We start from the raw sequence: 19413 nt of genomic DNA on the forward strand, positions 1-19413 counted from the left end.
CCGACCAGCGAGACCTCGTCATGCCGAAATTCGCCGCCAACCTCACCATGCTGTTCAACGAAGTCCCGTTCCTCGACCGCTTCAAGGCGGCCGCCGACGCGGGCTTCGACGCGGTGGAGTTCCTGTTTCCGTATCCGTACGCGAAGGAGGCGCTTGCCGAACGGCTCGACGCCAACTGCCTGCGCCTCGCCCTGCACAACCTGCCCGCCGGCAATTGGGAACAGGGCGAGCGCGGCATCGCGTGTCTGCCCGATCGCATCGGCGAATTCCAGGACGGCGTCGGCCGTGCGATCGACTATGCGAAGGCGCTGCGGGTGCCGCAGCTGAACTGCCTGGTCGGGATTGCGTCGGCCAGCGCGAAGCGCGACACCACCTTCGTCACGATCGTGGAAAACCTGCGCTTCGCCGCGCAGGCGCTGAAGCAGGAAGGCATCCGGCTGCTCGTGGAGCCGTGCAATTCGTACGACATCCCGGGCTTCGCGCTGAACCGCTCGTCGGACGGGCTCGACGTGATCCGCGCGGTCGGGTCGGACAACCTGTTCCTGCAGTACGACATCTATCACATGCAGCGGATGGAAGGCGAGCTGGCCGCGACGCTCACCAAGCACTTCGCGTCGATCAAGCATGTCCAGCTCGCCGACAACCCCGGCCGCCACGAGCCCGGCACGGGCGAGATCAACTACGCGTACCTGTTCGCGCTGCTCGACTCGCTCGGTTACGACGGCTACGTCGGCTGCGAGTACAAGCCGCGCGCGACGACCGCGGACGGTCTCGGCTGGCTGCGGGAGATCGCCGGCGCCGGCGCGGCGCGCGAGGCCGCGTAAGCGGCCGCCCCTTCCTCGCTTCGAATACGTCCCAGCCCAACTAGGATAGGAGACTCATCCATGGCAACCATCGGTTTCATCGGCCTCGGCATCATGGGCGCGCACATGGCGCGCAATCTCATCAAGGGCGGCCACCGGCTCGTCGTCAACGGCGCGTATCCGGTGCCGGACGATCTGCGCGACACGACCCTCGTGGTCGCGAACTCGACCGCCGTCGCGCAGGCCGCCGACATCATCATCTCGATCGTGCCGGACACCCCGGACGTGCGCAACGTGCTGTTCGCCGACGACGGCGTCGCCCGGGGCCTGACGGCCGGCAAGCTGGTGATCGACATGAGCTCGATCTCGCCGCTCGACACGCAGGATTTCGCGAAGCAGATCAACGCGCTCGGTTGCGACTATCTGGACGCACCGGTGTCGGGCGGCGAAGTCGGCGCGCGCGACGCGACGCTCACGATCATGGTCGGCGGCCCGCAGAAATCGTTCGAGCGCGCGAAGCCGCTGTTCGACCTGATGGGCAAGAACATCTCGCTGATCGGCGACAACGGCGCCGGCCAGACCACCAAGGTCGCGAACCAGATCATCGTAGCGCTCAACCTCGAGGCGGTCGCCGAAGCGCTGCTGTTCGCGGCCCGCTCGGGCGCCGATCCGGAACGCGTGCGCCGCGCGCTGATGGGCGGCTTCGCATCGTCGCGCATACTCGAGCTGCATGGCGAACGGATGACAAAGCGCACGTTCAATCCGGGCTTCCGCATCGAACTGCACCAGAAGGATCTGAACCTCGCGCTCGACGGCGCGCGCCGGCTCGGCGTCGCGCTGCCGCACACCGCGAGCGCGCAGCAGCTGTTCAGCGTCTGCGCGGCGCACGGCGGCAAGGCATGGGATCACTCGGCAATCGTGCGCGCGCTCGAAATCATGTCGAACTACGCAATCGCCGAACCGCAAAGCGAGGCGAAGGTCGCCTGAGCGGCCGGGCGCGCGCGTCGCGCGCCCGCTGCGCCCGCGTCGGTATCTCTGCGATATCGCGCGGTCCGTATCCTGGCGCGATGCTTGCGCATCGCGCCGGCTGGTGGGGCGCTCCGCCGCATGCCCGCGCGTGCGACGGAGCTGTTGAAGCCGCTCTGGGCTGAGAGCGGCAGGTGGGGTCCGCAGCGGCGCCCGGCGATGCCGGGGAAGCCTTGGTCGGTCAGACGTCGTCGTCGGGTGTCCGTCTGTCGGATTTCGCGTATTACATTTCTTTACGTTCGTGCGCGCGATTTTTCATGCAATTTCGGGCGCGAACGCCTACACTTTCGCCACGCCTTTCGAAAAAATCACCGCGCTCGCCGCGGTGTTTTTTTCGCCACTTCACGGCGCGTTTTTTTCTCAACCACCTGAAGGAGTGTTGCGATGGGTCTTCTTTCGTTTATCAAAGAGGCGGGTGAAAAACTGCTGGGCAAGAGCGACGAGCAAGCCGCGAGCGATCCGGTCTCGGCCAACCAGACGGCAGCCGACGCAATCAAGAATTACATCTCCGCGCAAGGTCTCGACACGTCGAACCTGCAGGTCGCGTTCGACGGCGCATCGCGCACCGTCACGCTGTCGGGCAGCGTCAACGATCTCGATACGAAGGCCAAGGTCAAGGTGGCGGCCGGCAACGTGCAGGGTGTCGCGGGCGTCAACGACGACGACCTCCAGCCGGACGATCCGCAAGTGCAGTATCACGACGTCGTGTCCGGCGACAATCTGTGGAAGATCGCCGAGCAGTACTACGGTAGCGGCGCGAAGAACGACGTGATCTTCCAGGCGAACCGCCCGATGCTGTCGAGCCCGGACAAGATCTACCCGGGTCAGAAGCTGGTGATTCCGCCGCAGGCATAACACGGCCCGCACCACGAAAAAACGGACCTTCGGGTCCGTTTTTTTATCGGCATGCGCCGCGCGAGCCCAGGGCCGGGACCGAGAACTCAATACGTGTCGAATACCGCCTGCAGCGCGGCCGCATCCGGCGCCCCGCCCGCGAGCGCGAGCATCAGCAGCACACGCGCCTTGTACGGATTGAGCGAGCCCGCGCTGACGAAGCCGAGCGCATCGTCGCTCGCCGCGCCGTTGCGCATCACGTGGCCGGAGCCGACCCGCGACGCGCGCACCACCGCGACGCCGCGCGCGGCCGCGTCGGCCAGCGCGCCTTGCAGCGCCGCGTGAATCGAACCGTTGCCGGTACCTGCGACCACGATCCCCCGCACGCCGCCGGCCATGCAGGCATCGACCGCGAGCCGCGACACGCCCGCGTAGCTCGCCACCACCTCGACCGCCGGCCACGCCGAACCGGCGTCGAAAGGCGTATCGAGCGTGTGCGGACGGGTTGCGCGGCGTGCGAATTCCACCCGGCCGTCCTGCACCCAGCCGAGCGCGCCGAGTTCCGGCGACTGGAAGGCATCGACCGCGTAGGTGCTCGTCTTGATGACGTCGCGCGCGCAGTGGATCCGGTTGTTGAACGCGACCAGCACGCCCTGCCCGCGCGCGCTCGCGCTGCCCGCCACGGTCACGGCATTCAGCAGGTTCAGCGGGCCGTCGGACGATAGCGCGGTCGCGGGCCGCATCGCAGCGGTCAGCACGACCGGCTTCGCGCTCTTCACGGTCAGGTGCAGCAGATAGGCGGTTTCCTCGAGCGTATCGGTGCCGTGCGTGACGACGACGCCGTCGATTCCGTCGTCGGCGAGCAGGACATTGATCCGCGCCGCGAGCGTCGTCCACAGCGGCAGCGCGAGATCCTTGCTGTCGATGCTGGCGATCTGCTCGCCTTCGATCCGCGCGACCTGCGCGAGCGCCGGCACCGCGTCGAGCAGGAAGCCGACGCCAAGCGCGCCGGCCTGGTAGCGGGCCGTCTGCGCGGCGTCGGGCGCGGCGCCCGCGATCGTGCCGCCGGTCGCGAGCACGGCGATGCGCGGCAGCGCGCGCGGAGACGGGACGGGGGAAGAATTCGGTGTGGAGGCGTTCATGTGCGCGATTGTAATGGCTGCGGCCCGGGAGCCGGCAATTTCGCGCGTGTCCCGGCTCATGCCGGGGCGCCCGTCCGCCGTCACTGCAGCATGAAGGTCTCGTATTCGAGCCGTTCGAGCTTGCGGTCGAGCCACGCCATCCCGACGACGACCACCACCAGCAACGCGAGCGCGAAACCGTAGCCGTACCACGCCGGCGTCAGCACGAGCGTGGCCCACGTGAACAGCACGTTGAGCACGAGGAATGCCGCCGACAGCACCAGCACGCTCTTGCGCTTGTCCAGGTAGAAGAACACGTTGACGATGCCCATGAACAGCACCTGCAGGCTCGCGGCGATCACGTCGACGTGCAGAAGCGGCAGGTACAGCGGCGAGATCCGCAGCCACGCGAGCAGCGCGGCGCCGATCGTGAACAGCACGAGCGCGGTGACCGCCTGCACCTTCACGATGTCGAAGAAGCCGATGCGCAGCGCATCGATCATCGCGTCGCGGGCGCGCTCGATGTGCTGCAGCGACGCGCCGCCGCGCACGCCGTCGTAGAACGCCTCGAAGTGTTCGACGAAATCGGTCTCGATGCGCATCAGGAACACGGCCATCCCCGGGAGGATCGCGAGATACGCAAGGAACACCGGAATGTCGTAGATCACGGATGCATAGAACGGCCCGATCACCTGCTGGCCCGTACCCGGCGCATACCAGAACATGATCTTGTCCGCCCATACGCCGAGGTTGTAAAGCAGGCCGGTCGCCATCAGCGCCGGGTAGCGGTCGCGCCTGCCGAGGAAATCGAACGCGAGGAACGGCGCCGGCGGCACCGCGTCGCCGTTCGCCGCCCCGCCGCCCGCCGCATCGAACACCCCGTAGTCGCGATAGATCAGGGCAAGCAGGCCGACCAGCAGCACGGTCTGTCCCGCGACGAAACCGAGCAGCAGCCCGCCGAGCCCGTAGCGGGCGAGCAGCACCGCGCCCGCCGCCGTCAGCGTATAGCCGATCAGGAACACCGCGAGGATCGCGCGATACTGCTTCATCCCGGACAGGAAGATCGTCGCCAGCCAGATCTGGCTCATCACGACGAAGCCGGCGACCAGCAGCAGCCGGTAGGCGGCGCTCTCGCCGTCGAAGCCGAGCAGCGCGCCTGGCACGCCCAGCGCGAACGCGAGCGCGCTCACCAGCAGCGCCGCGCCGTGATAGTTCGGCAGGATCCGCGCGGTCTCGCCCGCGAACAGCCGATCGGACGTGAAACGTGTATAGGTCAGCTGAAATGGCCCGGTCAGGATCAGGCTGCCGGCGATCAAGTGGGTGACGCTCACCTGAAATTGCGTGATGAGCACGGTCGGCACGACGAACGGCAGGCTCAGCACGCCGATCAGCAGCATCCCGACGATCGACAGCACCCACGGCCCCGCGCCGATCAGCCCGGCATACGTATACGCCTGCACGAGCCCCGTCAGGGTGTCGCGCTTCAGCATCCGCCGCAATTCGAATCCGATTCCCGCCATGTCCTGTTCCTTCCGGTCGCCCGTTCGCCGCGCGGCTACGCCCGTTCCGCCCGCGCATCGGCGAGCGTGGGCAGGCCGATCATGCGCGCGTAACGCGTCCGATACGCGTCGATCATCTGCTCCTGCGTGTAATACCGCTCGACCCGCGCCATGCCCGCTCGCTGCGCGGCCAGCCAGGCCGCGTCGTCGCGCAGCAGTTCGAGCGCGGCGTCGGCCAGCGCCGCCGGATCGGCGATCTGCACGACGCGGCCCGCCGCGCCGAGCGCGGCATCGTCCGCATCGCGCCCTTCGATCAGCTCACGACACGCGCCGACGTCGGTGACGACGGCCGGCACGCCCGCGGCGAACCCCTCGAGCACCACCAGCGGAAGCGCTTCCGAGATCGAGCTGAGCACCAGCACCCCGACTTGCGGCAACAGTTCGTCGATCCGCCGGAAGCCGAGCAGCCGCACCCGCTCCGCGAGCCCGAGGCTCTCGATCAGGTTGCGGCATTCGAGCGAATAGGTTTCGTCCTCGTCCTCGGGGCCGGCGATCCACGCCTGCGCATCGGGCTCGTGGCGCAGCACCGTCAGCATCGCGCGAATGAAGGTCTTCACGTCCTTGATCGGCACGACCCGGCCGATCAGGCACAGCACCTTCGGCCGCGCCCGACCGCGCGCCGCCCGCAGCGCGGCGAAGCGCGGCAGGTCGACGCCGTTCGGAATGCTCGACGTGCGATGCGCGGGCGCGCCGTCGACGATCTGCCGCCGCCGGTTGCCCTCGTACAGCGCGACGATTTCGTCCGCCGCGTCGTAGCAGACCTGGCCGAGCGTTTCGAAGAAGCGCACCCACAGATCGCGGTAGTAGCCGACCTGCGACACGTCGCGCTCGAAGATGCTGCGGTTGTCGCGCACCCACTCGCTCTGGAACAGGTCGATCTTGCGTTCCTTGGTGTAGATGCCGTGTTCGGACACGCACAGCGGCCGTCCGCTGCGGTAGTGCGCGAGCGCGCCGAGAAAACCCGCGTAACCCGTCGACACGGCGTGATACACGCCGGCCCGCGGCAGCCCCTCGGCGATCCGCGCGAGCTGCCAGAGCGGCAGATGCATCATCCGCACGGTCCAGAAGTAGTCGACGAACGACGGATCGGTGCAATGGATCCGATATCGCTCGGCGATGAATTCCCACGCTTCGCGCGAATGCAGGAACGCGTCCTCGGACAGCTTGCCCCCCGCGCCGAGATCCGCCAGCATGCCCTTCAACATCACGCCCGCCGCGCGCCGCAACGCCGGGTTGCGCAGCGTGTCGTGCAGTTCGCCCATCGCGGCGAACGCAGGCGCGTCGCCCTCGCGCGGCCGCGCGGCCGCGGCCGGCTTGAAGTCGTGCAGGTAGTAATCCTCGTGGTGGACCACGTTGTCGGGCAGCACATAGCGCTGCTGCGGGTAGTCCTTCGGCCGGCTGCCGAGAAAGCAGATGCCGAAGCGATAGTCGGGGAACGCGCGGATCATCTGGTCGACCCAGGTCGACACGCCGCCGCGCACATACGGAAACGTGCCTTCGAGCAGCAGCATCACGTCCACCCGCGCGGGGCGCGGACGAACCGGAGGCTGGCCGCGCGCCAGCAAACGGGACAGGTTCATGACATATCGTGCCCGCGGGCACGCCAGTATTCGAGTATCGGTTGCATCAGCGGCAGCGCGGCCGCACTGTCGATCGTCCCGAGCAGCACGCGGACGCGGGCGAAATCGCCGCGCAGATAGGCGGCCTCGGCGAGATACGGCAGCAGGCGCTCGCGGGGGAATCCGTTCGCGAGCGCCGCTTCGAAATGCGCGTCGGCCGCGTCGAGTTCGCCCAGATCGAGCGCGATCCGCCCGCGCAGGCGCCACAGCGATGCGTCGCGCGGATCGCCTTCGAGCGCGGCGCGCGCGTGGCGCTCGGCTTCCATCGCCGCGTTGCGATGCACGTCGCCCTGCACCAGCTGCGCATAGATCAGTTCGCCGTACAGCTGCGCGAGCGTCTTGTGCGCGGCACGGCGCGCATCGGGCGCAAGGTCCGGGCGCGCGAGCGTCGGCCGCACCGCGAGAATCTGCTGGGTCAGGCTCTTTTCGTCCCGCTCGAGCATCCCGTAGGCCAGCAGGCGCACATCGTCGAGCGGATCGGCCAACATGCCGCGCAGCATCGGGCTGCGGGATTGCGCGGGCATCGCCTGCAGCGCGAGCAGCGCGGTCATCCGCGCCGACGCGCTCGCCCGGTCGTTGAGCAGTTCGGCCTTCAGCCGCGCGCCGCGCCCGTACGCGATGTACGGCACACGCTGGGTCGCGAAGCGCGGCTCCTCGACATGCGCGATACCCGACACGGCCGCCGCTTTCGGCAGCCGCGCCGCCACCCGCATCGCGACGCACGTCACGCCGATGCCGCCGAGCGGCAGCGCCGCGTTGACGAGCCACGCGTACAGGAACGGCCAGCCCCGCTGCGGACCGCGCGCCGGCATCACGCGCAGCGTGCCGTATGCAAGCGGCAGCGCCGCGCACGCGCACAGCAGCAACGCGTCGGCCAGCGCCGCCGTCTCGCGGCCCGGCGCGCGCGCGCCGAACGCGAGCGTCGTCAGCACCGCCGCCTGCGCGAACGCGCCGGCCAGGATCGCGCCCCACGCCAGCCAGCCGGCGCGTACAGGCGGCACGGGACGATCACGCACGCGCATCGCAACGCGCGAGGAAATCGCCCAGCGCCGCGACCGGCTCCGCGCCGTCGACGCGCATCGAATACACGCCGATCCGCGCCCGCTCGAACGTCACGCCGAACTGCGCGCGCAGGCTCTCCTCCATCCGCATCAGATAGCCGTCCACCGCGCTGCCGCCCGCGAGCGGCATCAGCGTCAGCACGGCATTCGCCGCCGTGCCCGCGCGCGACCATTGCGCGTCGAGCGCCCGGCGCGTGCGCAGCACGTGTTCGCGCCATGCGCGGCTCGACTCGCCGGGTTCGAATACCAGCGCCACCAGCGACGATTCGATCTTCGTGCTGCCGTACAGCCGCGCGAGCCGCGCGTAGTCGAGCGCGAAGTCGTACGGGCACGCATCGAACGCGCGCACCAGTTCGCGCGTCACCGGCGCGTGACGCAGGCCGTCCGCGTAATAGCCGCACATCACCAGCAGGAACTGCAGGTTGTCGCGCGTCAGCGCGAGAAACGGCATGTGCTCGACCACCAGCATCCCCACCGGCTCGCCCGCCGCGTCGACGAGCGGCGCGCACGCGAGATAGCGGCTCTTCGCCTCGCGCACCGGCGCTCCCGACTGCGGGTGCGCGAGCGTGCCGGTTTCGAACGCCTCGCGCACCAGCGGATCGGCCGGATCGAACACGAACGGCTCGCCGATCGACGCGGACGGCGTGCTCGCGAACGCGCCCTGGTGCCAGCTGTACAGCGCGGCCCGATCGAACTGACACGCATGCGCGGCGGTTTCGAGAAAACGCGCCGCGCCCGCCAGTTGAGCGGGCTCGGCCGGCTCGTCGTCGAGCGCGAGCGCGCGCAGGCGGCCGAGCGCGTCGCGCAGTGTCGCCGGACGCGCGAGCACGTCCTGCTCCAGCCGCTCGTGCGACAGCCGCAGCAGGAACTGATGCTTGGTCAGCACCGACAGCCGTTCGGCCAGGTAGGCGTTGGCCGCACGCGCCTGCCGCGCCCGCGCGGCCCAGATATCGCCGAACTGTCCCGCGATCAGGACCAGCGCGAAGCCGCCGAAGAAAAACGCGGCGGGTGGAAATGTGGTCGCGGCATGCGCCGCCTCGAACAGGAATCCCGCGAGCACCAGCAGCCCGCCGCTGCCGACGCCCGCGAGCGTGCCGTAGCGCAGCGCGAACACGGCCGGCGCCAGCCAGATCCACGGGAAATCGGCCTGCGTCTGCAACGGATCGGCCGGATCGAGCGCATGCCCGAGCGCGACCAGCACGGCCGTCGTCAACAGCGTCTCGAACGCGATCGCCCTGCCGCGGCGGGTCGGCGACAGCCAGCCGGCGAGGCGCGACGCGCCGCCGCCCTGGCCGTCGGCCGCGCGGCGCGGCGTGCGAGGCGCGCTCACGTGGGTTGAAATCGATTCAGCCATGACCGCGATCTCCTTCGATGATGCGTGTGAGCATTAGCGCGCGAGCGGCGCGAGCAATTCCCGCTCGAGCTTCTGCGCGACCCCCGACAGCGCGTCGCGGCTCCAGCCCGTGCGGCTGCCCGCCGCGCTCCAGATCACGTTGCCGCTGTCGACGTCGATCACGTCGAACGCGAGCCCCACCGCCGGCTCGCCGTCGACGCCCGCCTTGTAGCGCCACTCCGTGACCGAGCCCGTCAGCGCATAGCGGATCCGCTGCGCGCGCGCCCACGTCAGCGCATCCTTCTGCGCATCGGGCTGAGCCGGGTCGAACAGCGTCTCGTCGGCGCTGCCGCCCGGATAGCGCGTCAGCTTCGCGACGCCGCCGGCGGCCAGCAGCGTCTGCGCGATCGCCGCCGCGCGCTGGCCGGCCTGCGGGGTCTCCGTGGTGTTGGCGATCGGCAGCACCGTCCAGGTCGCGCCCGGCTCGAACGGCGGCCGCGACCGGTCGAGCGCGCTGCGGTCGACCACCGAGCACGCGCTCAGCGCGGCCGCGAGACAGCAGGCGGCGACCAGCGACGCGGGTCGCCGCCCGCCGCCCGCCGTGGGGGTATCGATACTCGAACGTGTCATGTTTCTCTCTCCGTGATTGCCGCTTGTGGGTGGCGGCGCCGGCCCGCGCCGCCTGCCTCAGTACATCCATCGATAGCGAACGCCGTATTCGGTCACCGGCGTCGCGTGATTCGACGACACGCCCTGATGCTCGAAATACAGCGTCGCCTGATCGTTGCCGGCCACGCTGCCCGTCGCGCCGAGCGCAACCTGCGCCGCCCAGCCCTGCCGCGAATCGACGATCGGCCCCGCCGACAGGAACGGCCGCCATCCCTTGGCGTAGCTGTCGGCGCGCGCGGCATCGCCGCCCGCGAGCGCATCGCCGCCGACCACCGCGTCGCCGAACGAGAACAGCAGCCCCGCCTGCGTGAAGCTCTGCGGCATGAACGCCGCCGACGTCGCCGCGACGCCGCCCGGCAGCAGCCGCCGGATCGCCGTGCCGGGCATGCCCGCCGCGTTGCTGTACTGGCCGTGCGTGAGCACAGCCCGCACCGTGTAGTCCGGGTAGTCGGCGAAAAGCTTGTAGCCCGCCGTCAGGTCGACCACCGACCCCGCGCCCAGCAGCGAGTGGTCCTGACCGTAGAAGCGCGCGTATTCGAAACGCGCGCCGGCAAACAGATGCGCGCCGCCCTGGTACTGCACGCCGAGGCTCGCCAGGTGCTTCATCCCGCCGACCAGCAGCTGGGCCGTCTCGATCGCCGGCGCATTCATCGCCAGCGCGTAGTAGAACGACAGCGGCCGCGCCGCGCGCCAGGTCCCGTCGACGCGCGCGGTCACGATGCGCGCCACGCCGTCGCGATAGCCGACGCTCCACTGCATGCTGCGATCGGCGCCCAGCGCGCGAACGCTGGCCGTGAGCGTGCTGTCGCGGCGCGGCACGTTCGGCATCGTGTCGTCGCTGTGCTGGCTGCGCGACAGGAACGCCAGACCCAGCGACAGCGACGGCGACCACCGGACGCCGCCCGAAACGCCGCTTTCCGCGTATCTGAATCCGCCTTGGTCGACATAGCGAAAGCTCGGCGCGATGGCCTGCGCGGTGCGCAGCAGTTGATCGCGCGCCAGCGCGTCGGCCGCATCGTCGCGCGGCAGCCGGGTCTGCAGATCGAACGCATCCGATTGCGCGGCGGCGTAGCGGCCCGCCCGCGCCTCGGCCTCGATCCGGGTCTGCAGGGGCAGCCAGGCGGCCGCCGTGTCGAGCAGACGGTCGAGCGTCGCCGCGTCGCCCTGCGCGAGCGCGAGCGTCAGTTCCGCGTAGACCGGCCGCCCGGCGCCTTTCAGGAAGCGGGCGAGCAACCAGGCGCGCTCCATGTCGTCGGCGTCGTGATTGCGCGCCCATGCGAGCGCCACCTCGCGGGCCAGCGCCGAATGAATCCGCGCGCGCCGCGTCAGGCGAGCCTGGGTCGCATCGGGCAGCCCGGCGAGATCGCCGAGCGCATCGTCCGCGGGTTCGTTCAGATCCTCGCGCAGCAGCGCGATCAGCGCGCCGCGCGATGCGTCGCCGCCTTGGAATTCGTCGACGAGACCGACCAGACGCGCACGCAGCGCATCGCGCTCGCGCGCCGTGAGCCGCGGGGCGGATACCGACTCGGGCGCGAGCGTTTGCCGCCACACCGCGCGCCGCACCCGCCACGCGGCATCCGGACGTCCGGCGAGTTCGAGCGCCTCCGCATAGCTCAACAGCCACAGGGGATCGCCGCGCCGCTCGCCGGCCTCCTTGCGCAGATAGTGGACGGCCGCGCGCCCGTCGTTCAGCCGCAGATACCCCGCCGCGTACGCGCTCCACAGCTGCGCATCGCCTTGCGCATCGCGTGCGCCGCGCGCCAGCGCGTCGCGCAATTCGGCGTCGCTGCCGGATTCGGTCAACGCCCACACCCGCGCCGCGCGCACCTGCGTGTCGCCCGGGCTCAGTTCGGCCGCCGCGCGCAGGTCGGCCAGCGCCGCGCGGCCGTCGCCCTGACCGAGCCGCGCCTGAGCGCGCGCAACCCGCACGCCCGCCGAACGGTCCGCGTCGCGTCGCTCGGCGGGCGTCAGCGACGCGAGCAGCGCCGTGCCGCGAGCCGGCGCCTGCGCGCGGGTGTAGTAGATCAGCGCCTGTTCGAGCAGCCTGACGCGGCCGCTGCGCCGGTAGCCGAATTCGGCGAGGCGCCCCGCGTCCAGCGGGCGATCGTCGTAGAGCGCGACCATGGCCGCGATGTCGTCGGCGCTCGCATGCGCGCCCGCGACGAGCGCCGCATAGCCGGTCCGCGCGCTGTCGCTCCGGCCGGTCAGCCCGGCAAGCTGCGTGTAGAAGCGCCAGAACGTATCGTCGGCCGGCGTCGCGGCGGACCGCGCGGCGTCGAGCACCGCGAGCGCCTGCGCGAACGCGGCCCGGGTGTACAGCGCCAGTCCGATCTGCAGCGCATACGCGGGCGCCGGACCGTATTCGCGATTGAGCGTCTCGTAGGCGGCGAGTGCCGCGGGGTCGTCGCCCTTGCGCAGCGCCAGCGCCGCACTGCGCTCGAGCAGCGCCTGCCGGCGTGCGCCGCGCGCCCGCTCCGACAGGAACCGCAGCGCGGCGTCCGGATCGCCCAGCCGCTCCTGAAGGGCCACGACCCGGTCGACGGCGGAGAGGTCGTCCGGAGCGGCCGCCGCATCGCGCAGCGCCGCCGCCAGCAGCGCGCGATTGTCGTTCAGCGCGGGCGCGAGACGCTTCACGGACGCCCAGTCCGCCGCGCCGTCGCGCCGCTGCGCGAGCGCCACGTATTGCGCAAGCGCGACGTTCGGCGCGCCGTTCCATTCGGCGGTCCGCGCAAGCCGCTCGCGCCATTCGAGCGCGTCCGGCGCCTGGTCGACTGCGCTTTGCGCGACGCGCTGCGCGCGCGCCAAGTCGCCGTTAGCGAGAAACACGCGGTAGGCCAGGTCGTAATCGGTCGCCTCGTAGCGGGCCATGTCCGTCGGGGCGAACCTGCTCGGCAGCGCGGGGATCCCGGTGGCACGCAGTGACGGGACCGCACGCGGCGTTACCGCTCGCGCACGCGGCGGCGCGACCGGCCGCGGACGTGGTTCGGCCCTTGTCGCCGCACGCAATACGCCGTGCGACGGCGGCCCGGCACGCGCGACGGCCGGCGCCGCGCGCACGCCCCGCTTCGCCATCGATTGCCCAGGCGGCCCGCTATCCCGATACGGCGCAACCGACGTCGTCGGCCTCCCCGCTCGCGCAGGCGATAGCGGCGGATCCGACGTCACCCGTACCAGCCGCGGGCGCGCCGCCCGCGCGGCATGCCCGTTCGCGACGCGCGGCCCGGCACCGTCGGCGCGCGCCATCCGCAGCAGCCGGCGCGCATAGCGCTGCGCATCGTCGGGCGCGCGTGCCGCCAGCGCGAGCGTGGCGAGATAGCGCAGCACCTGCGGGTCGTCGGCCAGCCTCTGCGGCAAATGCTGCTCGGCCGCGCGCAGCGCATCCGACGCCGCCCCGCCCGACTGCAGCGCCTGCACGGCGGACAGGAAATAGCGGCGCGCGTCCGCCGGGGACGCCGCCGCGCGCTGCGCGGCGAAGAAGCGTTCGGCCGCGAGCCGGTGGTCGCTCGCGGCAAGCGCCAGCCGTCCCGCCTGCGCGAGCCAGCGCGGCGCCTCCCCGGGCTGCGCATCGGCCAGCCGCTCGCAGTAGCGCGCGGCCAGCGGAGCGTCGTTCAGCGCAAGCGCCTTGCGTTGCAACTGCTCGAGTTGCGCCGCCTCCCAGGGGTCGCGCAGCGCGTCGGTCAGTTGCGCCTGCAGCACGCGCAGCCGGCGGGCGCGCTCGCTCACATCGGGGGCCAGTTGATAGGCGTCGATTTCAGCCAGCTCGATCGACATCAGACGGCCTCTGCGCCGCAGCGCGGCATCGCGCGAAGCGACCAGCACGGCGAGCGCCGGCCTGGCGTCGGCGAGCCGCTGCGCCGTCAGATATTCGCGCGCCAGCTCCGCGAGCACCTCGCCGTTGTCCGGCTCGATCGTGCGCCAGGCTTCCAGATACGCGATCGTCAGCGTGTCGGCGTCGTGCCCCTCAAGCAGCCTCGTCTGTAGCCGCTCGCGCGGAAACGCGAGCGCGAGGAGCGCCGCCATCAGCGCGGCGAACAGCGCGACGGCCCACGGCGAAACCAGCCGCGCGCGCTCAGCGCGGGCAAACGGCGTCGACATGGATCGTCACACTGGCGACATCGGGCGGATTGCCCGCAAGCCCCGCGCCGGGCAGCGCGGGGGCGTACTCGCGACGGCCGTCCGGCGCGGCGCGCGCGGCGAGCGGCCGGCCGTCGACGGCGACCCGGCAGTCCGCCGCGTTCGCGAGCGAAAACTGCGGCGCGACATGCGAGGCGAGATCGAACGACAGTCCGCCTGCACGCCGCGCGAAATTCGACAGTACGCCGTTCGCATCGGCCAGGTACGGCAGCGCGCCGGCCTCGCGCAGGCCGACCACCCGGAAGCGCGCCGCGCCGCCCGTCAGATGCACATAAGTGCCGCCCGGTCCCGGCAGGAAGCCCGCCACGCCGTCCGCGTCGTCCAGCGCGGGCGCCTGTCCCGCCGGCAGCCGCAGCGTGCGCAGGCGCCCCGCGCCGCGCACCTGCCAGAATGCGCCGTCGCGCGCGATGCTCATCTGTTCGAAATCCAGCACGCGCTGCGCATACTCCGACACGAACACCGGAAACAGCGGCATCCGGACCAGCGTGCCGTAGATCGTGTCGAGCGCTTTCAGCGATGCGTATTTGGTGCCGCTGAACATGTGGTAGTACACGTCGACCGGCTTGAAGCGCAGCGGCGCGTCGGTCATCGCGAAGGTTTCGAGCACGCGCGTGAAGCCGTAGAACGGCCCCTGCCACAGCGCGGTGTACAGCTCCTCGTTCTGATTGGGCGCATAGACCTGGTAGGCATCGCCCTTGCGCACGCCGAGCGGCGCGATCGCGGTCCAGCTCGGAAACTGTTTCGTGATGACGGTATCGCCGCCGTTCATCGCGAATACGCCGGCCCGCTGCGCCGCCTGCAGCACGGCTTCGGGCACCTGGCAGTCGCCGCTCCACAGCACCACCCGGGTGCGCTTGCCCGGCGGCGCCAGTTCACGATCGATATAGCGGACCGACCCGGCGATCTCGCGCTCGGCGTCGTAGCGATAACCGGGAATGCCGACCGCAAGCCCGCTCGCGTTCGCGACGCTGCCGCCCTCGGTCTGCTTGCCGTCGTCGCCCGTCGAGCGGTCCAAGCCGGTGATCCGCAGCCACTTGAACGGATGCGTGTACGTGTGGCTCGCGATCTCGACGTTCGGCAGCGTGAAGATCCGGCGGGCCAGCGTGCGCAGGCGCGGGCCGATCGGCCGGTACGGCCCTTCGTCGGTCACCTCGCCCTCGATCACCGACACCGTGACCGGCAGGCCGAACTTCTTCAGCGCGTCGTACAGCGATTCGCCCGGATAGGCATAGCGCGGCGCGCCGACGGCCGCGCCGACCGGCTCCTCGACACGCGACGGAAACCCGTCGCCGTCGATGTGCGACATGAACAGGCGCCGGCCGTTCTCGGTGGTCGTGTCGGGGACGGGCATCGCATCGGGCAGGCGCAGCGCCGCTTTGAGGAACGCGAGCGGCTGCGTGACCCAGCGCGTCTGGTCGACGGCCCGCAGTTCGAACACCGCGAACGGACGCAGCGCATAGCCGCCCCACGGCGTGAGCGCGGCCGCGTCGATCGCGAACGGATTGCCCGCGTCGGCCGAACGCAGACGCAGCAGCGAGCGGCTGCGCGGTCCGGCCGCGAGCGGCGCGTAGTCGCCCGCATCGGGCGTCGGCGGCATCTCGAAGCCCATCAGCGCGCGATCGTAGGACGCGACGTCGAGCCGCTTGCCCGGCGTCCCGGCGACGAGCTTCAGATCGAGTTGCGCCGCGAGCGCGCCGTCCACCGGAATACCGAACGAATTGAATACGGCGACCGGCACACCGTCGCGCACCTGCTTCATCAGCCACGCGCGAAATGCGCCGGCCCGCGCAGGCGCATCGTTCAGCCACACGACGACGCCCGCGTAGCGGCCGGCCAGCGTGCCGCCCGGCAGCGGCTTGCCCACTTCCGCGTATTCCACCCGGTAGCCCAGATAATTGAGCGGCGTCGCGACGAACCGCACGCCGTCCGACGTATCGAGGCCGGTATTGGGCGCGAGGTCCTGCACGACCAGCACGGTGCGCGGCATGACCTGCAACGCCCCGGAGCCGACGGTCTCCAGCGCGCCGTCCGTCACGTACGGCACCAGTCCGTCGGCGCGAATCCGGGCGACCGTATCCCGCGCGCAGGCCGAATCGGCCGGCGCGCAATAGTCGATCGCGACGACCGGCAGCCGATAGCGCTCGCGCAGTGTCCGCGCCTGCGCGAGCAGCCACGCGCGGTCGTCGGCCGATACCTCGACGTAACGCCGCTGCGCCTGATTCCAGCCGCGATACAGCGATTCGAACGCGACCGCGTAGACCCGGTCGTGCACCTGCGGCAACACTTCGAAACCGCGATTGAGGATCAACTGCGCATCCGGATAGCGCGCCTTCACCGCGCGAATCGCGGCGACGAGCCCCGCCTCCTGTTGCGCGCGCTCGGCGGGCGTGGTGGCGATCAGCTGATAGGAATCGAGCGTGTCGAGAAAGAAGCCGCGGTAGCCGCGCGCCCATAGCGGCGCGATCACCTGCTCGACGAAGAAGCGCGGCCAGCCCGGCGCGCGCTGATCGACGACCTTCGACGCCCATGCCTCGTTGCGGCCGACGAGCCACGCGGCCGGCATCGCTTTCGCGTAGTCGCGCCCGGGCGCCACCTCGCCGATGCTCACGTACGCGAACCAGCGCGTGCCCGGCGTGTCCTGCGCACGCGGCTCGAAGCCGTGGTCGGGCTCGACCACCGCCGCGTCGAACGCGGACAATTGGGACACCGGCGGCTTGTCGCCGTAGAACCAGGCGATCGACGGCGCGGGTACGCTCGCGGACGGCACGGCAGCGGCGGGCGCCAAGGCGCCGCCGCTCGACGCCGCCTCGACGGCCGCGGCATGCGCCGAGCCCGAGCCCGCTGCCGCGCACGCCGCGACCCCGCATGCGAGCAGCGCGGCCCGACGCAACCAGGCGACGGCCCCGCCCCTCTCCCTCTCAAGATGCACCGGCGCGCGATGCCGGCAGACGCGGGTTGCCCCGCGCAGCGCGCGTATCAGGTCGATCGACCACATCAGCAAACAACCTGCCGCCCGGCAAACTGCCTGGGCCGCGTGAAGCCGCCGCGCGCGAACGATCCCCGGCGCGCGACGAATATTGGCCATGCCCCGGTTGAAACCGCGGCTATCTTGGTGTCGATACCCCCAGTGCATCGGTATCGCGGGTCTGACTGCTCGCGGGCAAATACTTCGTTGCCGATTCGCCGCCTATTATCTCAAAAACAAGAGGTGCAACCGCCGCGCAGCGAGGTTATAACCCGCCGCCACGCGCCCCTCAAGCGAGGTTGCCGACATGCCGATGCCCGCCGCACGGGGGTTTGCGCGCGATGACCGGATGCCAATCGTTTGCGAATGGAAAATGAACGAACCTGTACGTTTGCGCGAAAAATGCGCGCATCGATATTTTCCCGGTGTTTTTTGTTGTTTTTAGGATGATTTGCCATAATGCAAGCCGCGACCCGCGCAGCCGCGCGATTCGCAGCGATGTCATAGAAAACGCAATTCACCCATTGGGAGTGTCAAATGAAAATCCGATCGCTCATGGCTGCGCTGCTCGTCGGCGGCATGCTGGCTTCGCCGGCTTTCGCCCAAAACAGTCAGCAGGACAAGATGAAGGCATGCAACACGCAAGCGGCCGGCAAGTCGGGCGACGAGCGCAAGGCCTTCATGAAGGACTGTCTGTCGACCAAGAAGAAGATGACGCAGCAGGACAAGATGAAGGCCTGCAACAAGGACGCCACCGGCAAGACCGGCGACGACCGCAAGGCCTTCATGAAGAGCTGCCTGTCGAGCCAGCCGGCCGCCTGAGCGGCGTTTGCTCCGGCACAATGCCGCGCGCCGTTTCGACGGGCGCGGCATTTTTTCTTTCGCGCGCCGGTTCCGTGCGCGCTCCCCGCCACGCGACTGCGGCGATACGTCGCATTTTCTTCTATGATGGCTGCTACGCGGCCCTCCCCACGTATAAGAAGCGCCATCGGGCCGCCCTCATGACGGATGCGTACCTTCGCATCAAACGGAGGCAGGGATGGCATGGAGACAACACCGCTGGTTTCGGCGCTGGGTCATCGTGATCGTGTTCTGGGCGGTGCCCGTCGCGATCGTCGCGGTGCGAGAGATTCGCGAGGAGATGGCCTATAACTACACCGATCTCCAGCAGGCGCTGACCACCTGGCAGCTGACCGACGCGCAGCGCGCGGCGGGCGCGGCCGCGCGCTGCCACGGCGACCCGGACGAGGCGCGCGCCGCCGGCTGCCCCGCGGACGTGCTGGCCGCCAATGCGGCCCGCCAGCAGGAGGCCCGCGACGAATTCACGCTGCGCCGCAGCACCCTGTTCGGCTATCTCTGGCATGCCTTCGTCGGCTACTGGGTCGTGCCCGCCGCGTTCCTGTTCGCCTGCGGCGTGCTGATCGCTCTGATCCGCCGCGCACTGCGGCGCCCGCCGATCAAGCCCCCCGTCTCCCACTGAGCCGCCGCGTGCCCCACCAGGCCGCGGTGTGCCGACATGCGCATTGATGCGGCGCAGCATCGAACCGGCGCCGGCCCCTCGGCGAAATACCCTTGTAATGCGCTGTGTTATAACGTCTGACGTGACTCTCCCTCAGGCGAGAATCACGTCGAACAACTAAACGATGGAGTAATACGATGCTGAAACGGAATCTCGCATTGAAAGCCGCTGCCGCGCTCGTCATCGGCACTCTCGCGCTCACCGGCTGCACGACCACGCCGGACAAGCCCGCCAGCGCGGCGACAAATGCGTCGAAGCGCCAAGCAATCGATGCGAGCGTCGACGGCACCCTGTCGCGTCTCTACTCGACCGTGCCGGGCGCGCGCGAGCTGGTCGGCAAATCGCGCGGCGTGCTGGTATTCCCCAACGTGATCCAGGCCGGCCTCATCGTCGGCGGCCAGTCGGGCAACGGTTCGCTGCGGGTCGGCGGCGGCACCGTCGGCTACTACAACACGTCGTCGCTGTCGGTCGGCCTGCAGGCGGGCGCGCAATCGAAGGCGATCGTGTTCCTGTTCATGACCCAGGACGCGCTCGACAAATTCCGCGCGTCGAACGGCTGGGCCGCCGGCGCCGACGCCTCCGTCGCGCTCGTGAAGATGGGCGCGAACGGCGCGATCGACACGACGACGGCCACCGCGCCGGTCGAAGTGATCGTGCTGACCAACGCGGGCCTGATGGGCGACGTGTCGATCAGCGGCACCAAGGTCTCGAAGCTCGATATCTGATGCGCGGCGCGCCGCTCGAGGCGCGCGGCTTCGATACGACAACGG

Annotated in this window: 14 protein-coding genes; 6 read left to right on the forward strand and 8 right to left on the reverse strand. The window is 70.1% G+C overall.

The window, feature by feature from the left end; translation table 11 throughout:
* The first annotated feature begins 20 nt into the window (after positions 1–20).
* From otnI to lysM, 3 genes are all read left to right on the forward strand, one after another.
* On the forward strand, positions 21–824 hold the full coding sequence (otnI, locus tag RZR99_RS05875) for a 2-oxo-tetronate isomerase (protein ID WP_323118802.1): 804 nt from the start codon (positions 21–23) through the stop codon (positions 822–824).
* A gap of 60 nt (positions 825–884) precedes the next feature.
* On the forward strand, positions 885–1790 hold the full coding sequence (locus RZR99_RS05880; protein WP_323118803.1) for a 2-hydroxy-3-oxopropionate reductase: 906 nt from the start codon (positions 885–887) through the stop codon (positions 1788–1790).
* 423 nt (positions 1791–2213) lie between these two features.
* Positions 2214–2684, forward strand: coding sequence for a peptidoglycan-binding protein LysM (lysM, locus tag RZR99_RS05885; RefSeq protein WP_323118804.1), 471 nt, complete (start codon positions 2214–2216; stop codon positions 2682–2684).
* Between the two features lie 86 nt (positions 2685–2770).
* On the opposite strand, the gene RZR99_RS05890 is transcribed toward lysM, so the two are convergent.
* The 8 genes from RZR99_RS05890 to RZR99_RS05925 all read right to left on the reverse strand — a co-directional run bounded on the left by RZR99_RS05890 (position 2771) and on the right by RZR99_RS05925 (position 17154).
* Complete coding sequence (locus RZR99_RS05890; protein WP_323118805.1) at positions 2771–3805, reverse strand: asparaginase; 1035 nt, start codon at positions 3803–3805, stop codon at positions 2771–2773.
* Positions 3806–3885: 80 nt separating this feature from the next.
* Complete coding sequence (gene pelG / locus RZR99_RS05895; RefSeq protein ID WP_323118806.1) at positions 3886–5304, reverse strand: exopolysaccharide Pel transporter PelG; 1419 nt, start codon at positions 5302–5304, stop codon at positions 3886–3888.
* A 35-nt stretch (positions 5305–5339) separates the two neighbouring features.
* A complete protein-coding gene (gene pelF / locus RZR99_RS05900) occupies positions 5340–6923 on the reverse strand; it encodes a GT4 family glycosyltransferase PelF (RefSeq protein ID WP_407655405.1) in 1584 nt (527 codons plus the stop codon).
* Entirely contained in the window at positions 6920–7963 is a 1044-nt protein-coding gene (locus RZR99_RS05905; protein ID WP_323118807.1) for a tetratricopeptide repeat protein, read from the reverse strand. The genes pelF and RZR99_RS05905 overlap by 4 nt, the downstream gene beginning before the upstream one ends.
* Before the next feature lie 7 nt (positions 7964–7970).
* Positions 7971–9377 carry a PelD GGDEF domain-containing protein gene (locus tag RZR99_RS05910; protein WP_323118808.1) on the reverse strand — a complete coding sequence of 469 codons (1407 nt, stop codon included), beginning with the start codon at positions 9375–9377 and terminating at the stop codon, positions 7971–7973.
* 33 nt (positions 9378–9410) lie between these two features.
* Complete coding sequence (locus RZR99_RS05915; protein WP_323118809.1) at positions 9411–9986, reverse strand: penicillin-binding protein activator LpoB; 576 nt, start codon at positions 9984–9986, stop codon at positions 9411–9413.
* 57 nt (positions 9987–10043) lie between these two features.
* Positions 10044–14120: a tetratricopeptide repeat protein gene (locus RZR99_RS05920; protein WP_323118810.1), complete on the reverse strand. Its 4077-nt coding sequence runs from the start codon at positions 14118–14120 to the stop codon at positions 10044–10046.
* Positions 14095–17154, reverse strand: coding sequence for a bifunctional glycoside hydrolase 114/ polysaccharide deacetylase family protein (locus tag RZR99_RS05925; RefSeq protein WP_323118811.1), 3060 nt, complete (start codon positions 17152–17154; stop codon positions 14095–14097). Before RZR99_RS05925 ends, RZR99_RS05920 begins: the two co-directional genes overlap by 26 nt.
* 507 nt (positions 17155–17661) lie before the next feature.
* Between RZR99_RS05925 and RZR99_RS05930 the strand changes: the two genes are divergently transcribed.
* From RZR99_RS05930 to RZR99_RS05940, 3 genes are all read left to right on the forward strand, one after another.
* On the forward strand, positions 17662–17946 hold the full coding sequence (locus tag RZR99_RS05930) for a PsiF family protein (RefSeq protein WP_323118812.1): 285 nt from the start codon (positions 17662–17664) through the stop codon (positions 17944–17946).
* A gap of 217 nt (positions 17947–18163) precedes the next feature.
* Positions 18164–18604, forward strand: a complete 441-nt coding sequence (locus tag RZR99_RS05935) for a hypothetical protein (protein WP_323118813.1) — start codon at positions 18164–18166, stop codon at positions 18602–18604.
* A gap of 176 nt (positions 18605–18780) precedes the next feature.
* Entirely contained in the window at positions 18781–19368 is a 588-nt protein-coding gene (locus tag RZR99_RS05940; protein WP_323118814.1) for a BPSL1445 family SYLF domain-containing lipoprotein, read from the forward strand.
* Positions 19369–19413: the final 45 nt, after the last annotated feature.

The sequence above is a fragment of the Burkholderia alba genome (assembly GCF_034721475.1).
GTDB lineage: Bacteria > Pseudomonadota > Gammaproteobacteria > Burkholderiales > Burkholderiaceae > Burkholderia > Burkholderia alba.

Coding starts and splice junctions, on each gene's coding strand:
- RZR99_RS05940 (WP_323118814.1), top strand. CDS start 18,781: ATGCTGAAACGGAATCTCGCATTGAAAGCCGCTGCCGCGCTCGTCATC.
- RZR99_RS05935 (WP_323118813.1), top strand. CDS start 18,164: ATGGCATGGAGACAACACCGCTGGTTTCGGCGCTGGGTCATCGTGATC.
- lysM (WP_323118804.1), top strand. CDS start 2,214: ATGGGTCTTCTTTCGTTTATCAAAGAGGCGGGTGAAAAACTGCTGGGC.
- RZR99_RS05890 (WP_323118805.1), bottom strand. CDS start 3,805: ATGAACGCCTCCACACCGAATTCTTCCCCCGTCCCGTCTCCGCGCGCG.
- pelF (WP_407655405.1), bottom strand. CDS start 6,923: ATGAACCTGTCCCGTTTGCTGGCGCGCGGCCAGCCTCCGGTTCGTCCG.
- RZR99_RS05920 (WP_323118810.1), bottom strand. CDS start 14,120: ATGTCGACGCCGTTTGCCCGCGCTGAGCGCGCGCGGCTGGTTTCGCCG.
- RZR99_RS05930 (WP_323118812.1), top strand. CDS start 17,662: ATGAAAATCCGATCGCTCATGGCTGCGCTGCTCGTCGGCGGCATGCTG.
- RZR99_RS05910 (WP_323118808.1), bottom strand. CDS start 9,377: ATGGCTGAATCGATTTCAACCCACGTGAGCGCGCCTCGCACGCCGCGC.
- otnI (WP_323118802.1), top strand. CDS start 21: ATGCCGAAATTCGCCGCCAACCTCACCATGCTGTTCAACGAAGTCCCG.
- RZR99_RS05915 (WP_323118809.1), bottom strand. CDS start 9,986: ATGACACGTTCGAGTATCGATACCCCCACGGCGGGCGGCGGGCGGCGA.
- pelG (WP_323118806.1), bottom strand. CDS start 5,304: ATGGCGGGAATCGGATTCGAATTGCGGCGGATGCTGAAGCGCGACACC.
- RZR99_RS05880 (WP_323118803.1), top strand. CDS start 885: ATGGCAACCATCGGTTTCATCGGCCTCGGCATCATGGGCGCGCACATG.
- RZR99_RS05925 (WP_323118811.1), bottom strand. CDS start 17,154: ATGTGGTCGATCGACCTGATACGCGCGCTGCGCGGGGCAACCCGCGTC.